The organism is Amycolatopsis sp. NPDC052450 (assembly GCF_044547565.1).
GTDB lineage: Bacteria > Actinomycetota > Actinomycetes > Mycobacteriales > Pseudonocardiaceae > Amycolatopsis.
Window position 1 is genome coordinate 522,407 of sequence record NZ_JBIUAQ010000001.1, and the last position, 14,351, is coordinate 536,757.

The 14,351-nt window shown below is 68.8% G+C and carries 12 protein-coding genes; 5 read left to right on the plus strand and 7 right to left on the minus strand.

What is annotated here, in order from left to right; translation table 11 throughout:
- Nucleotides 1–87 precede the first annotated feature (87 nt).
- Entirely contained in the window at nucleotides 88–1,938 is a 1,851-nt protein-coding gene (locus tag ACIHAO_RS02600; RefSeq protein ID WP_396554404.1) for a sensor histidine kinase, read from the plus strand.
- On the plus strand, nucleotides 1,878–2,534 hold the full coding sequence (locus ACIHAO_RS02605; protein ID WP_396554405.1) for a response regulator: 657 nt from the start codon (nucleotides 1,878–1,880) through the stop codon (nucleotides 2,532–2,534). The genes ACIHAO_RS02600 and ACIHAO_RS02605 overlap by 61 nt, the downstream gene beginning before the upstream one ends.
- Nucleotides 2,535–2,586: 52 nt before the next feature.
- Here ACIHAO_RS02605 and ACIHAO_RS02610 read toward each other — a convergent pair whose 3' ends face one another.
- Nucleotides 2,587–3,906 (minus strand): FAD-dependent oxidoreductase, encoded by a 1,320-nt coding sequence (locus ACIHAO_RS02610; protein ID WP_396554787.1) that lies wholly within the window; start codon nucleotides 3,904–3,906, stop codon nucleotides 2,587–2,589.
- A gap of 111 nt (nucleotides 3,907–4,017) precedes the next feature.
- Between ACIHAO_RS02610 and ACIHAO_RS02615 the strand changes: the two genes are divergently transcribed.
- Genes ACIHAO_RS02615 through ACIHAO_RS02625 form a run of 3 tightly spaced genes read left to right on the plus strand, consistent with a single transcriptional unit; the run spans nucleotide 4,018 to nucleotide 6,097 of the window.
- On the plus strand, nucleotides 4,018–4,662 hold the full coding sequence (locus ACIHAO_RS02615) for an aminodeoxychorismate/anthranilate synthase component II (protein WP_396554406.1): 645 nt from the start codon (nucleotides 4,018–4,020) through the stop codon (nucleotides 4,660–4,662).
- Complete coding sequence (locus ACIHAO_RS02620; protein ID WP_396554407.1) at nucleotides 4,659–5,465, plus strand: ATP-binding cassette domain-containing protein; 807 nt, start codon at nucleotides 4,659–4,661, stop codon at nucleotides 5,463–5,465. The genes ACIHAO_RS02615 and ACIHAO_RS02620 overlap by 4 nt, the downstream gene beginning before the upstream one ends.
- Nucleotides 5,453–6,097, plus strand: coding sequence for a hypothetical protein (locus ACIHAO_RS02625; RefSeq protein WP_396554408.1), 645 nt, complete (start codon nucleotides 5,453–5,455; stop codon nucleotides 6,095–6,097). The genes ACIHAO_RS02620 and ACIHAO_RS02625 overlap by 13 nt, the downstream gene beginning before the upstream one ends.
- 174 nt (nucleotides 6,098–6,271) lie before the next feature.
- On the opposite strand, the gene pknB is transcribed toward ACIHAO_RS02625, so the two are convergent.
- Genes pknB through ACIHAO_RS02655 form a run of 6 tightly spaced genes read right to left on the minus strand, consistent with a single transcriptional unit; the run spans nucleotide 6,272 to nucleotide 14,346 of the window.
- Nucleotides 6,272–8,242 (minus strand): Stk1 family PASTA domain-containing Ser/Thr kinase, encoded by a 1,971-nt coding sequence (pknB, locus tag ACIHAO_RS02630; protein WP_396554409.1) that lies wholly within the window; start codon nucleotides 8,240–8,242, stop codon nucleotides 6,272–6,274.
- Nucleotides 8,239–9,546 (minus strand): protein kinase, encoded by a 1,308-nt coding sequence (locus ACIHAO_RS02635; protein ID WP_396554410.1) that lies wholly within the window; start codon nucleotides 9,544–9,546, stop codon nucleotides 8,239–8,241. The genes pknB and ACIHAO_RS02635 overlap by 4 nt, the downstream gene beginning before the upstream one ends.
- 3 nt (nucleotides 9,547–9,549) lie before the next feature.
- A complete protein-coding gene (locus tag ACIHAO_RS02640) occupies nucleotides 9,550–11,013 on the minus strand; it encodes a peptidoglycan D,D-transpeptidase FtsI family protein (protein ID WP_396554411.1) in 1,464 nt (487 codons plus the stop codon).
- Nucleotides 11,010–12,488 carry an FtsW/RodA/SpoVE family cell cycle protein gene (locus ACIHAO_RS02645; protein WP_396554412.1) on the minus strand — a complete coding sequence of 493 codons (1,479 nt, stop codon included), beginning with the start codon at nucleotides 12,486–12,488 and terminating at the stop codon, nucleotides 11,010–11,012. The genes ACIHAO_RS02640 and ACIHAO_RS02645 overlap by 4 nt, the downstream gene beginning before the upstream one ends.
- Nucleotides 12,488–13,882 carry a PP2C family serine/threonine-protein phosphatase gene (locus ACIHAO_RS02650; RefSeq protein ID WP_125790646.1) on the minus strand — a complete coding sequence of 465 codons (1,395 nt, stop codon included), beginning with the start codon at nucleotides 13,880–13,882 and terminating at the stop codon, nucleotides 12,488–12,490. Before ACIHAO_RS02650 ends, ACIHAO_RS02645 begins: the two co-directional genes overlap by 1 nt.
- The gene (locus ACIHAO_RS02655) at nucleotides 13,879–14,346 is read right to left on the minus strand and encodes an FHA domain-containing protein (protein ID WP_007030429.1); all 468 of its coding nucleotides are present in this window, start codon (nucleotides 14,344–14,346) and stop codon (nucleotides 13,879–13,881) included. The genes ACIHAO_RS02650 and ACIHAO_RS02655 overlap by 4 nt, the downstream gene beginning before the upstream one ends.
- Nucleotides 14,347–14,351 lie beyond the last annotated feature (5 nt).

Sequence of the window (14,351 nt, forward strand, 5' to 3'; positions counted from 1 at the left end):
AGCCACACCCGGGGTGGTGCTGGACCCACCCTGATCGGGGGCCTGCGGTCACTGTGCCCGCCGGGATGGTGGGGAAGACTTCGTCGCATGATCCGCACCCACCTCACCTCAGTGCGCCGGGGCTTCGTGCTCGCGGCCTTGGCACTGGTGAGCTGGCTGGACCTGCTGCTCGAACTGGTGGGTTTCTGCCTGCTCTGTGTCGGCTTGGTCTTCGCCTACACACTGGCGCTCGAAGGGACACGTCCGCGAGCCGCGCTCACCCGGCGACTGTCCGGGCGCTGGTGCGGGATCGAGGTCGAGCCGCCCTATCGGCCGGCGCCGCCGGAGCCGGAACGCGAGCGCGACGGCTGGTACCGCGAAGGGAACAGCCTGTTCAAGCGGTCCTGGTTCATCCGGTGGACCAAACGGTTCGAGTGGATTTCCGACGATCCGGCGACCGGTCGCGACCTCGGCTGGCAGCTGTGGAATCCGCTCGCGGGCTTGCTGCTCGTGCCCGCGGTCCTGGTGGCCGGGCCGCGCGCGCTCCGGCTGTACGGGAAGTGGACGCGCTGGTGGCTCGGCCCCCGCCCGGCCCGCGACCGGGACGGCTGGGTCAAGAGCAGGCTGAAGGCGCTGGGGTTCCAGCTGGGCCTGTTCGCGCTTTCGGCCGCGCAGCTCGGGATGGTGTTCCCGACGCTGTTCGCCCTGATCTGGCCGTCGCCGCTGTTCCCGACGATGGTCGTCGCCGGTCGCACGGTGACCGACACCCTGCGCCGCGAGGCCAAGAACTGGACCGGCGTGCGGATCGACCGCCCGTATCTGCCGGAGCCCCCGTTCCCCGTTCCGCGGGCGGACGGGATGTACCAGCACCGGCGGCAGCTGTACGACACGCCGTGGTGGCCGGCGCGGCTGGCGCGCTTCCGCTGGGCGATCTCCGACCGCGCGACCTGGCGCGACCTGGCGGCCGCGGTGGTCAACTCCGTGGTGCTGCTGCTGATGGTGCTGCCGACGGCGGCGCTGGTGTTCTTCGGCTTCTGGGGCCTGCTGGCACTGTGGGTCTGGCGGCCGATCGGCCAGTGGACGGGCATCTCGTGGTCGACCACGAACTGGTTCTCGATGGCCGGATTGCCCGAGGCGACCACGCACGGGCAAGCGCTCGCCCTGACTCCCGTCGCGGTGGCGGCCTTCGTCGCCGGGCTGACCGCGACGCCGTGGCTCGCCCGTCAAGGAGCGCGCTTCGCGAAGCTGCTGCTGGGTCCGACAGAGGCTTCGCGGCTGGAACAGCGCGTCGAACGACTGAAGCAGACACGGACCGACGCGTCGGTCGCGCAGGCCGCCGAGCTCCGGCGCATCGAGCGGGACCTGCACGACGGGGTCCAGTCGCGGCTGGTCGCGCTGGGAATGAAGCTGGGCGCGGTCGAAGCGCTGATCGACAGCGATCCGGCCGCGGCGAAACGGCTGGCCGCCGAGCTCCGGCGGACGTCGTCCGAGACGCTGACCGAGTTGCGGCTGCTGGTGCGCGGGATTCACCCGCCGGTGTTGTCCGAGCGGGGACTCGGTGACGCGGTACGGGCGATGGCTCTGGACAGCCCGATGCGGGCTTCGGTGAACGGCGTCCTGCCCCGGCTGGAGCAATCAGCTGAGGCGTGCGCGTACTTCGCGGTCAGCGAGTTGCTGGGCAACGCCGCGAAACACGGCGAGGCGCGACGAGTGTCGATCGAACTGGGCTACGAAGACGGTCTGCTGCGGATCGAGGTGACCGACGACGGCAAGGGCGGCGCGAACGCGGCCCGGGGGAGCGGGATCCGCGGGATCGAACGCAGGCTGGGCGCGTTCGACGGTACTTTTGCTCTGACCAGCCCGCCCGGCGGGCCGACGAAGGCGACCATGGAGATCCCGTGCCAGCTCGACCCCGATGCGTCGTCGCCGAGGACCAGTACCTCCTCCGAGACGGCCTGACGCATCTGCTGACCGCGCACGGTTTCGACGTCGTCGAGGCGGTCGGGACCGGGCCGGAACTGGAGCACGCGCTGCGCACGCACCGGCCGGACGTTTCGGTCGTCGACGTCCGGATGCCGCCGACGCTCACCGACGAGGGCCTCCAGGTTTCGCTGGCGGTGCGGCGCGACATCCCCGGACTGCCGATTCTCGTGCTGTCACAACACGTCGAGCAGCTCTACGCGCGGGAATTGCTGGCCGACGGCGCCGGCGCGATCGGCTACCTGTTGAAGGACCGGGTCTTCAACGCGGACCAGTTCATCGACGCGGTGCGGCGCGTGGCGGGCGGCGGGACCGCGATGGACCCCGAGGTGATCGCGAAACTGGTGGCGGGCAACGCCTCCGACCCCCTCGCGGCGCTGACCCCACGCGAACGCGAGGTGCTCGGCTTGATGGCCGAAGGCTGTTCCAACGCCGCCATCGCCGGACGGCTGCACTTCAGTGAGGGGGCGGTGGGGAAACACACCGCGAACATCTTCGCGAAACTCGGCATCGTCGCTTCGGACGACACCAACCGCCGGGTCCTGGCGGTTTTGGCCTACCTGGGCTCGCCGTGAGGGCCTCCTTCCCTACCTTGAGCGTAGGGAAGGAGGCCCTCACGGAACGGGTTCAGTCCCTGGAGATCCGAGTCATCTCGTCGCGCTCCACGACCTTCACGCGTTCCCGGCCGTGCGGGACACCGAGGGCCTTCTCGTGGGCGTCGAGCTTGCCCCAGCCTTCCCAGGTGGTGAAGGGAACGCCGCGTTCGGTCAGGAAACCGAGGATCGCGTCGGGGTCGTCGACGGCCGGGGCCGCCAGGGCGTCGGCGTCGGCCAGCAGGCTCGCGATCGTTTCGGCCGCGTCGCCCTTGGTGTGGCCGATGAGGCCGACCGGACCGCGTTTGATCCAGCCGGTCACGTAGACGCCCGGCACCTGGTCCTCGTCGATGTCCAGCACCCGGCCCGCCTGGTTCGGCACGGTCCCGGTGGTGTGGTCGAACGGGATCTCCGGCAGATGCGACGACAGGTAACCCACCGCGCGGTAGACGGCCTGGACGTCCCAGTCGTGGAACTCGCCGGTGCCGCGCACGTTGCCGTCACCGGTCAGTTCGGTGCGTTCGGTACGGAGGCCGGTGACCTTGCCGTCCTCGCCGACGATCTCGCAGGGCGAGTGCAGGAAGTGCAGGTGCAGCCGCTTCGGCCGGTCGCCCTGGTCGCGGATCGCCCACTCCTGCAGCGTCTTCACGACCATGTCGATCTGCTTCGACGCCCGCAGCGCGGCGATGCTGCCCTCGTCGAACTCGATGTCCTCGGGGTAGACGATGACCTCGACGTTCGGCGAGTGGTCCAGCTCGCGCAGCTCCAGCGGCGTGAACTTCGCCTGCGCCGGGCCACGGCGGCCGAACACGTGCACGTCGGTGACCGGGCTGGCCTTCAGGCCCTGGTAGACGTTGTCCGGGATGTCGGTGCTGAGCAGCTCGTCCGCGGTCTTCGCGAGGATCCGCGCCACGTCGAGCGCCACGTTCCCGACGCCGAGGACGGCGACCGACGTCGCGTTCAGCGGCCAGGTGCGCGGCACGTCCGGGTGCCCGTCGTACCAGGACACGAAGTCCGCGGCGCCGTAGCTGCCGTCGAGGTCGATCCCGGGGATGTCCAGTGCGCGGTCGGCCATGGCGCCGGTCGAGAAGATCACCGCGTCGTAGAACTGGCGCAGGTCGTCGAGTTTGAGGTCGGTCCCGTAGTCGACGTTGCCCAGCAGCCGGATGTTCGGCTTGTCGAGGACCTTGTGCAGGGCGGTGACGATGCCCTTGATCCGGGGGTGGTCGGGCGCGACGCCGTACCGGATCAGCCCGAACGGCGCCGGCATGCGCTCGAACAGGTCGATCGTCACGTCAGCGTCGGACTTGTCGAGGATGTCGGCGGCGTAGATACCGGCCGGACCGGCACCCACGATGGCTACACGAAGAGAACGGCTCACTCCTACCACGGTAAGTTAGGCAGCCCTAACAATCATTGTGATCTGGCGTACGGTCCACCTGGTGGGAGCCGCTAAGCTGGCTTCATGCGCGTGCTCGTCGTCGACAACTACGACAGTTTTGTCTACAACCTGGTCCAGTACCTGGCCCAGCTCGGCGCCGACTGCACCGTCTGGCGTAACGACGTGGTGGAGATCGACAAGCTCGCCGAGTTCGACGCGGTGCTCGTCTCTCCCGGCCCCGGCACCCCGGAACGCGCTGGTCAGAGCATGGACGTCGTCCGCGAATGCGCCGAGAAGCGGATCCCGATGCTCGGCGTCTGCCTCGGCCATCAGGCCCTCGGTGTCGTCTTCGGCGCCACCGTCGACCGCGCCCCGGAACTGCTGCACGGCAAGACCAGTCAAGTCCACCATTCGGGCGAAGGGATCCTCGCCGGACTCCCCGCGGAATTCACCGCCACGCGGTACCACTCGCTGACCGTTTTGCCCGAAACCATCGACGACGCCGTGTTCGAGATCACAGGCCGCACCGAGTCCGGGGTCGTGATGGGCATGCGGCACCGTGAACTGCCGCTCGAAGGCGTCCAGTTCCACCCCGAGTCCGTGCTCACCCAGGGCGGGCACCGGATGCTGGCGAACTGGATGGCTTCCGCCGGGCACCCGGTCCCCGAAGCCACGGTCAACGAACTCGAACAGGCGACCCGCGCGCTGCAGAAGGCCGCTGCTGCGTGACGTCGCTGATCCGGCTCGAACGAGTCGGGAAGCGCTACGGCCGCGGTGAACCCGTGCTCGTCGACGTCGACCTCGACGTCCAGGCGGGCCGCGTCGTCGGCGTCCTCGGCTCGAACGGCTCGGGAAAGTCGACGCTGCTCAGGATCCTTGGCGCCCTCTCCCGTCAGACCTCGGGAGCCGTCGTGGGCAGTCCGCGCGTCGGCTACCTGCCCGACCGTTTCCCGGCGGGACAGCGGATGAGTGCCAGGGCGTACCTGCGGCATATGGCCCGCATCGACGGTCTGGCCGACTTGTCGGCAATCGATCCCTTGCTGGACAGGCTGGCGCTGGTCGGCGGGCCGGACGCGCCGCTGCGGACCCTGTCGAAGGGCAACGCCCAGAAGGTCGGTCTCGCCCAGGCCGTCTTGGCCGAGCCGGAACTGCTGATCCTCGACGAGCCCTGGTCCGGGCTCGACGTCGAAGCACACGCGGTGCTCGGCGAAATCGTCGCCGAGACCAAGGAACGGGGCGCGAGTGTGGTCTTCACCGACCACCGCGCGGCCGTCGTGCACGCCCACGCCGACGACGTCTACCGGATGGACGACGGCTTCCTGACCCGTGTCGAAACCAGGCTCGAAAGCGCGACGAGGATCGTCCTTCACGGACCCGGTGGCGACTGGTCTTCGGAACCCGGCGTCCGCCAGGCCGAGACCGAGGGCGAGAAGGTCGTCCTGATGGTCGAAGCGGGGCAGACGGACGCCGTCCTGCTGTGCGCGCTCAACCGCGGCTTCTCGGTCAGGGAGGTGGCGCCGTGCTCGCGATGACCCGCTATCACCTCGCGCTGCTCGGCCATTCCCAGCGCTATCTCCCCGCGATCCTCGCCTACCTCGCGGTCAACACCGTGCTCTACACGGATCCGAAGTCGCCGCTGCTGCCGCAGTACGGGATCAGCGCGGGTTCGCTCCTGGTGGTCTCGTGCTGGCTGACCATCGCGATGCTCGACGTCGAAGACCCGGTCCAGCGGCTCGTCACCTTCAGCCACGCACGACGCTGGCGATCCGTCCTCGCCGGCGCCACACTGGCGGTCTTCGGTTGCGCGACCGTGCTGATCGTCGTGACGCTGGCGTGGTCGGGCTTCCGGTCCGGCGGCTTCCCGATCGGCAGCCTCGCCCTCGGCGCCGCGGCGCACGCGTTGTGCGCGCTGTTCGGGATCGCGATCGGCCTGCCCTGTTCGCGGCTGCTGGTGCCGCGCGTCGGCTGGTCCGTCCTGGCGGCGGTCTTCGCGCTCGCGGCCGTGCTCCTGGTGAAATGGCTGCCGCTGGCCAATCCGCTGTTGCGTGCCCTCACCTCGCAACTACCGCTGGCGGGCCCGTTCGCGGTGGCCGTGGTGGCGGCGGTCGCCGCCTTGCTGCTGAGCGCGACGACCGTCGGATACCTGCTCCGTCGCAACGCCTGATACCCACCCGCGACCTCACCATGAGCCGGCCATGCTCCCAATGTGGCATTGGGGACGTCCAGCGTCTCCAATGCCACATCGGGGGCATCGAACGAGACCCCGCCACTCGAAAAGAAGTCCCTTGAACGGAAAAGGGCCCCGCACGAAACCGTGCGGGGCCCTTTTTCAGCTCTGTCAGCCGCCCGGGAAACCCGGCAGGTTTCGTGAGCTCGACGTCGTCGGTGTTTCGTCGCCTTCGACGATGAACAGCGTGATCGGCGCGTTCTTCGCGATCTTCGCACCGGCCTGCGGGTTGGTCTTGCTGACCTTGCCCGCGAGGTCCCGGTCACCGTTCTTGTCGGCTTGCGAGTCCAGTTTGCCCGTCCAGCCGAGCTGTTGCAACTGCCGGATTGCCTGGTCGTCTGTCATGCCCTGCAGGTTCGGCATCTCGAAGGTCTCCTGGCTGCCGTCCGACACGGAAAGCTTGACCACACCGCCGACGGCCAGCTTGCCGCCGTTCGGGGTCTGGTCGATGACCGTGCCCTTGGGCTGTTCGGAGCTCACGGTGTTGACCTGCGGGGTGAACCCGGCCGCCTTCAACCCGGCTTCGGCCTCGGCCTGCGTCTTGCCCTTGTAGTTCGGGACCGTCTTCAGTTCCTTGGACTTGCCGACCGTGATGTCGACCTTCGAGCCTTGGTCGACCTCAGCCTGCGAAGCCGGGTTCTGCGAGATGACCTTGCCGGCCTCGTTGGTGTCTTCGGTTTCTTCCTCGCTGGTCGCACCGAGCTTCAGACCGGCTTCGGTCAGCGCCGTGGTGGCCTCGGCAACGCTCTTGCCCTTGAGGTCCGGCGTCTTGACCTTGCCCGGCTTCGCGCCGACGGTCAGCGTGATCTTGTCCGTGGTGGGCGTCACCTGGCCTTCGGCCGGGCTGATCGCGATGACCTTGTCGATCTGGTTCTCGTCGCAGGCGGGCTGGCCGTTCACGGACTCGCCGGTGCACGTGATCTTCTTGGTTTGCTCGAACGAGTTGAACCCGACGCCGCGGAGCGTGTCCTTCGCCGAAGCCTCGGACTGGCCCATCACCTTCGGGATCGCCTTGCTCTCCGCGCCGGAGCCGTTGAACGCGTTGGACAGCCACATGATCAGCAGCACCACCGCCGCCAGCGAGACCACGAGACCGGCGATGAGCCAGGCACGGCGCTTCTTCTTCGCGGCCGGGTCTTCGTCCTCGTCCTCGTACTGGTCGTAGCGCTGCGGCACCCGGCGGTCGGAGTCCATGACCTGGGTGCGCTCGTCCTCCGACATCACCATGGGCGCGGACGGCCGCTGGCCGGACAGCGTGCGGACCAGGTCCGAACGCATCTCCGCCGACGACTGGTAGCGGTTCGCCGGGCCCTTCGCGAGCGCCTTGAGCACGACGGCGTCGAGCTCGGGCGCCACGGCCGGGTTCACCGACGAAGGCGGGTTCGGGTCTTCCCGGACGTGCTGGTACGCCACCGCCACGGGGGAGTCGCCGGTGAAGGGCGGCTCGCCGGTGATGAGTTCGTACAGCACACAGCCGGCGGCGTAGACGTCGGAACGCGCGTCGACGGACTCGCCGCGCGCCTGCTCCGGCGAGAGGTACTGCGCCGTGCCGATCACCGCGGCGGTCTGCGTCATCGCGGACTGCCCGTCGTGCATGGCGCGCGCGATGCCGAAGTCCATCACCTTGACGGCGCCGTTCTTCGTGATCATCACGTTCGCCGGTTTGACGTCGCGGTGCACGATGCCGTGCCGGTGCGAGAAGTCCAGCGCCGCGCAGACGTCGGCCATGACCTCCATCGCCCGCTTCTGCGACATCGGGCCTTCGGTCTTCACGATGTCCCGCAGAGTCCGTCCTTCGACGAACTCCATGACGATGTAGGGCAGCGGGCCGAACTCGGTGTTCGTCTCGCCGGTGTCGTAGACGGCGACGATCGCCGGGTGGTTCAGTGCCGCCGCGTTCTGTGCCTCGCGACGGAAACGTTCTTGGAACTGGGGATCCCGCGCCAGGTCGGCACGCAGGATCTTGATCGCCACCTCCCGGCCCAGGCGCACGTCGTGGCCGTGGTGGACCTCGGACATGCCTCCGTAGCCGAGTGTCTCGCCCAGCTCGTAGCGGTTGCTGAGCAGTCTTGGTGTGCTCATCTCTGCGTGCCGTTCCATTCCGTCCAAGGTTTGCTGCTCATCATTCCTGGATTCGCCTGTCCGGCCGGCTCCTCGGTGCCGCCCTGCGTCGGCACCGCGGGGTACGCGGATGTCGGCGAAGGACCTTCAGACTCCTTACCCGGAGCCGGTGCTTGTTCACTCGTTTCCACGCCGCCCGACTGCGGTCCGTTGCCCGAACCGACCAGTCTCACGATGAGGAAGGCTCCTGCCACCAGTACTGCGACCAGGATCACCGCGAGCAGCACCCACCAACCCCACTGCGTCCGTCTGCCGGGCAGGCGGCGGACCGCCATCGGCGGCGGGCCGGTGACCGGGTGCATCGCGGGATGCGACGCCGGTCCGACCGCCGCCATCGGGTTCGGCGGAGAATGCGGGCCGGGCGGGACCTGCTGCGGCATCACCGGCTGACCTGCCGCGTAGGCCACGTTGACCAGCCCGGACGGCGTCGGCAGCGGGAGCCCGGCGCGGACCGCGGCCACGGCGGCCGCGAACTCGCCGCCGCTGTTGTACCGCTGTCTCGGATCCTTGATCAGGGTCGCCTCGATGACCGCGCGGGCGCCGGGGGGCACGTCCGGCGGCAGCGGCGGCGGGAGGTCGCGGATGTGCATCATCGCGACGGTCACCGCGTTCTCCGAAAGGAACGGCCGGTGCCCGGTGAGGCATTCGTAGCCGCAGACGGCGAGCGAGTAGACGTCGCTCGCCGGTTCGGCGTTGTGCCCGAGCGCCTGTTCGGGGGCGATGTAGTGCGCGGTGCCCATCACCATGCCGGATCTGGTCACCGGCGCGGCGTCGGCGGCCTTGGCGACCCCGAAGTCGGTGATCTTCACCTGGCCCGCCGGGGTGACCATGATGTTGCCCGGTTTGACGTCGCGGTGCACAAGACCCGTTTCGTGCGCGGCCTGCAGCGCGTTACCGGCCTGCTCGAGGATGTCCAAAGTCCGCTCGGCGTTCAGGCGCCCTTCGCGGGTGATGATCGCGGCCAGCGGATCGCCTTCGACCAGCTCCATCACCAGATACGCGATCGACAGCTCGTCCGCGACCGTCTCGCCGTAGTCGTGCACGGCGGCGATGCCGGGGTGGTTCAGCGACGCCGTCATCCGCGCCTCGGTCCGGAACCGGTGCAGGAACTCCGCGTCGCCGGACAGCTCCGCCTTGAGGATCTTGACCGCGACCGTCCGGTCCAGCCGCGTGTCACTGGCCTGCCAGACCTCGCCCATCCCGCCGACGGCGATCCGGTTCGTCAGCTTGTACCGGTCGGCCAGCAGCTGACCCGAGGACAGCATCCGCTATCCACCCCCGAGCATGGCGTTGACGGCGGCGCGGCCGATCTCCGCGGCCACGGTGCCACCGGTCGCTTCGAGCCCTCGGTTACCCCCGGACTCGACGATCACCGAGACGGCGATCTTCGGGTCCATCGCCGGCGCGAACCCGGTGTACCAGGCGTGCGGCGGGGTGTTCTTCGGGTCGTTGCCGTGCTCGGCGGTGCCGGTCTTGGAGGCGATCTGGATGTCGCCGCGTTTGCCGGCGCCCTTCGTGTTCTCTTCCGACGCCAGCATCATGTCGCGCAGGATCGCGGCGTTCGCGCTGGACATCGCGGCGTCACCGGTCAGTTCGGCCGGGGTGTAGTCCTCGATGGTCGACAGGTTCGGCGCCAGCAGCGACTGCACGAGCTGCGGTTTCATCGCCATCCCGTTGTTCGCGATGGTCGCCGAGAGCAGGGCGTCCTGCAGGGGCGTCAGCCGCACGTCGCGCTGGCCGATGGCGCTCTGGAACAGGGCCGCCTTCGATTCGAGCGGGCCGAGGGATGAGCCGGCGACCCGCATCGGCACGGCCAGGTCCTCGCCGACACCGAAGTTCTTCGCCATCGCGGTCAGCTTGTCCTTGCCGAGCTCGCCCGCGAGTTCGGCGAAGGGCACGTTGCAGGAGTACCGCAGTGCTTCCTTCAGCGTGCTGCCCTTGCAGGCCGCGCCGCCGTAGTTCTCCAGCGTGGTCTGCGTGCCGGGGAGCTTCACGTTGGGCGCGGTGCTGACCGGCATGTCCGCGGTCTTGCCGTCTTCGAGCGCGGCCGCAGTCACCAGCAGCTTGGCCGTCGAACCCGGCGGGTACGTCTCCGAGATCGCGCGGTTCAGCATCGGCTTCTTCGGGTCGTCGCGCCACTGCGACCAGGCCGCGACCTGCTCCTTGGTGGTGTGCGAGGCCAGTTTGTTCGGGTCGAACGACGGCGTCGAGACCATGGCGAGGATGCGCCCGGTCTTGGGCTCCAGCGCGACCACCGCGCCGGTGTAGCCCTTCTGCGTCATCAGGTCGTACGCGGCCTTCTGCACGGCCGGGTTGATCGTCAGCCGCACGTTCCCGCCGCGCGGGTCGCGGCCGGTGACCATGTCCGAAAGGCGCCGCACGAACAGCCGCGGGTCGGAACCGTTGAGGACGTCGTCCTCGGACCGCTCCAGACCGCCGGCACCGTAGTTGATCGAGTAGTAGCCGGTGACCGGCGCGTACATCGGACCGTCGGCGTAGGTCCGGATGAACTTGTACTTGTCGTTCGACGGGTCGACCTTCGCGAGCGCGGCGCCGTCGGGCGTCACGATCAGCCCGCGCTGGCGGGAGTACTCGTCGTAGAGCACACGCACGTTGCGCGAGTCGGTGCGGTAGTCGTCGGCCTTGACCACCTGGATGTAGGTGGCGTTGGCCATCAGGAGCACCACCATGACGAGCATGGCGACACCCACCTTGCGGAGCGGGGTGTTCACGCGGGGCTCCCCTCACCGGTCGCGGGCGGCCGCTGGACCATCACCGTGTGCGCTTCGGCGAGCGGCGCTTGCGGCTGCTGCGGTTTCGGCCGCACGGCGGGTTTGCGGGCGGCGTCGGAGATTCGGAGCAGGAGGGCCACCAGGATGTAGTTCGCGAGCAGTGAAGAACCACCGCGGGAAAGGAACGGGGCGGTGATGCCGGTGTTCGGGATCAAGTTCGTGACGCCGCCGACGACGACGAAGATCTGCATGACCAGTGCGAACGAAAGACCGCCGCCGAGGAGTTTGCCGAAGGTGTCGCGCACGGCGAGTGCGCTGCGCATCCCGCGCATCGCCAGGATCAGGTACAGCATCAGCATCGCGGTGAGCCCGATCAGGCCGAGTTCCTCGCCGATCGCGGTGGTGATGAAGTCCGTCTTGGCTTCGGGGACCATGTCCGGCCGTCCGGCGCCGAGGCCGGTTCCGCCGACCCCGCCGGTGCCGAGCCCGAACAGCCCCTGCGCGACCTGATAGCCGCCGCCGGGGTCGTCGTAGGTGGCCAGCGGGTCGATCCAGTTCCGGACGCGCTGCTGGACGTGCGTGAACAGGTTGTAGGCGATGATCGCGCCGGCGGCGAAGAAACCGACCCCCAGCACGACCCAGATGACCCGTTCGGTGGCGACGTACAGCATCACCAGCGTGACGCCGAAGAACAGCAGCGACGTCCCGAGGTCCTTCTCGAACACCAGCACGCCGAGGCAGGCGGCGGCCGCGATGAGGATCGGGCCGAGGTCACGGGCACGCGGCAGCTCGACACCGACGATCCGCTTGCCCGCGACCATGAACAGGTCGCGTTTCGTCACCAGGAACGAGGCGAAGAAGATCATCAGCAGGATCTTCGCGAACTCGCCGGGCTGGATCGAGAAGAACGGCAGCTTGATCCAGACCTTCGCGCCGTTGACCTCGGACAGGCTCGACGGCAGCACCGCGGGCAGCGCGAGCGCCACGATGCCGACCAGGCCACAGGTGTAGCCGTAGCGCGTCAGCGTGCGGTGATCGCTGATCACGACCAGCACCACCACGAACAGCACCAGCGAGATCGCCGTGAACAGCACCTGCTTGGTGACGTCCGGCGTGTACTCCTTGCCCTGCTGGATCGCGCGTTCCGCGAGCGCCAGGTCGATCCGGTGGATCATCACCAGGCCGAGCCCGTTCAGCAGCGCGACACACGGCAGGATCACCGGATCCGCGTACGGCGCCCAGCGGCGGACCGCCAGATGCGCCGCCGTCAGCACCCCGAGGTACGACAGGCCCAGCCAGATGATCGAGCTGGTGAGCTCCTGCTCCTGGTTCGCCTCCACCACCACGAGCGCGACGGTGACGATGAACGTCGCGAACGCCAGGAGGACGAGTTCGGTCCCGCGCCGCTTGGGCAGCTCGCGCGGAGGGTTCGTGGCGAACTGGGCCGAAGCCGGATCGGCGAGCGGCGTGCTCATCAGTTACCGCCCCCTGGTGCTGCCGTGGTCGGCGTCGAGCAGTCCCTCCCCGCTGGCTGGTTCGCCGAACTCGGCGAGGCGGGGGTAGAAGGGGCTGCCGCCGACGACGACACCGGAGGCGACGACGCGGTGGGCGGCGTGGAAGTCGAGCTGGTGGCCTGCTTGCAGTCGGCCAGCTGCTTGTGCGGACGCAGGAAGTCGTCGATGTACTTGCGGGCGTCGTCGAGGTTGTCCTTCTTGACGCCGTTCTTCACCGCGATCCGCGCGTCTTCCTGCAGTGCCGGCACCAGCAGCTTGTCGGTGCACAGCCCGCCCGGCGGGCACGAGCCCTGCTCGTAGGCGTGCAGGTCGATGCCGAGGATGCTGCCGGGGACGCCGCGGTAGATCACGACCTCCTCACCCGCACCCTCGCCGACGTAGTACTGGCTCAGCACGAAGTACCGCGTGGCGATCGCCGCCGCGGCCAGCACGATCAGGACGACCACTGCTCCCGCCAGCCAGCGAAATCGCCTCCGGCGCTTGACCTTCGGGTCCTCCTGCTGGGGCTGGACCTCCGGCCGCGGCTGCGGCGCGGGCTGGGTCAGCGCGCGGGCACGGGCGGCGGGGGAGTCGCCCTGATGGAATTCGTCACTGCCGTCACCAGCGGCGCCGCCCACGATGGGCGCGTCCTCACCGAAGTCGACGTCGACGACGTCGGCGATGATCACCGTGACGTTGTCCGTGCCGCCGCCCTTGAGCGCCAGCTCGATCATCCGGTCCGCGCAGGCCTGCGGATCCGGGATCTGGATCGCCTCGGACAACGTCTCGTCGCTGACCATGCCGGACAGGCCGTCCGAACAGATCAGGTAACGGTCACCGGCGCGGGCCTCGCGCACGGTCAGGCTCGGCTCGACCTCATGGCCGGTGAGCGCCTTCAGCAGCAGCGACCGCTGCGGGTGCACCGCGGCCTCTTCCGGCGTGATCCGGCCCTGTTCGAGAAGTTCGTTGACGAAGCTGTCGTCCCGCGTGATCTGCGAGAACTGCCCGCCGCGCATCAGATACGCCCGCGAGTCGCCGACGTGCACGACACCCATCCGCGAACCGGCGAACAGCACGGCGGTCAGGGTGGTGCCCATCCCGTCGAGGTCCGGGTCCTGCTGGACGAGTTCGGCGATGGCGGCGTTGCCGTTCTGGACGGCCTCACGCAGCTGAGCGAGAAGGTCGTCGCTGGGATCGTCGTCGTCGAGGGGGGCGAGGGAGGCGATGACGACCTTGCTGGCCACCTCACCCGCGGCGTGACCGCCCATGCCGTCGGCGAGGGCGAGCAGGCGGGGACCGGCGTACACGGAGTCCTGGTTGCTGGAACGCACCAGGCCCCGGTCGCTGCGAGCCGCGTAGCGGAGGACGAGAGTCATGGGCGAAGCTCGATCACCGTTTTGCCGATCCGGATGGGGACTCCGAGCGGGACCCGGAGGGGTGCCGTGACCTTAGCCCGGTCGAGGTACGTCCCGTTCGTCGAGCCCAGATCTTCCACGTACCAATCCTCCCCGCGCAGTGCGATCCGGGCGTGCCGGGTCGACGCGTAGTCGTCGTCCAGCACCAGGGTCGAGTCGTCGGCACGGCCGATCAGGATCGGCCTGCCGTCCAAGGCGATCCTGGTACCTGCCAGCGCGCCATGGGTCACGAGCAGCTGCTGCGGCGACTTCCCGCCGCGCGGCTTCTTGTTTTCCTTCTTCTTGCGACCGAACGTCGGGACGGCGACTCGCAGCCCGGAGGCCGCGTACAGATCCGAACGGACGACACGCAACGCGGCGAACACGAAGAGCCAGAGCAGCACGAGAAAGCCCACCCTGGTGAGTTGAACGACCAGCTCTGGCACTTGTT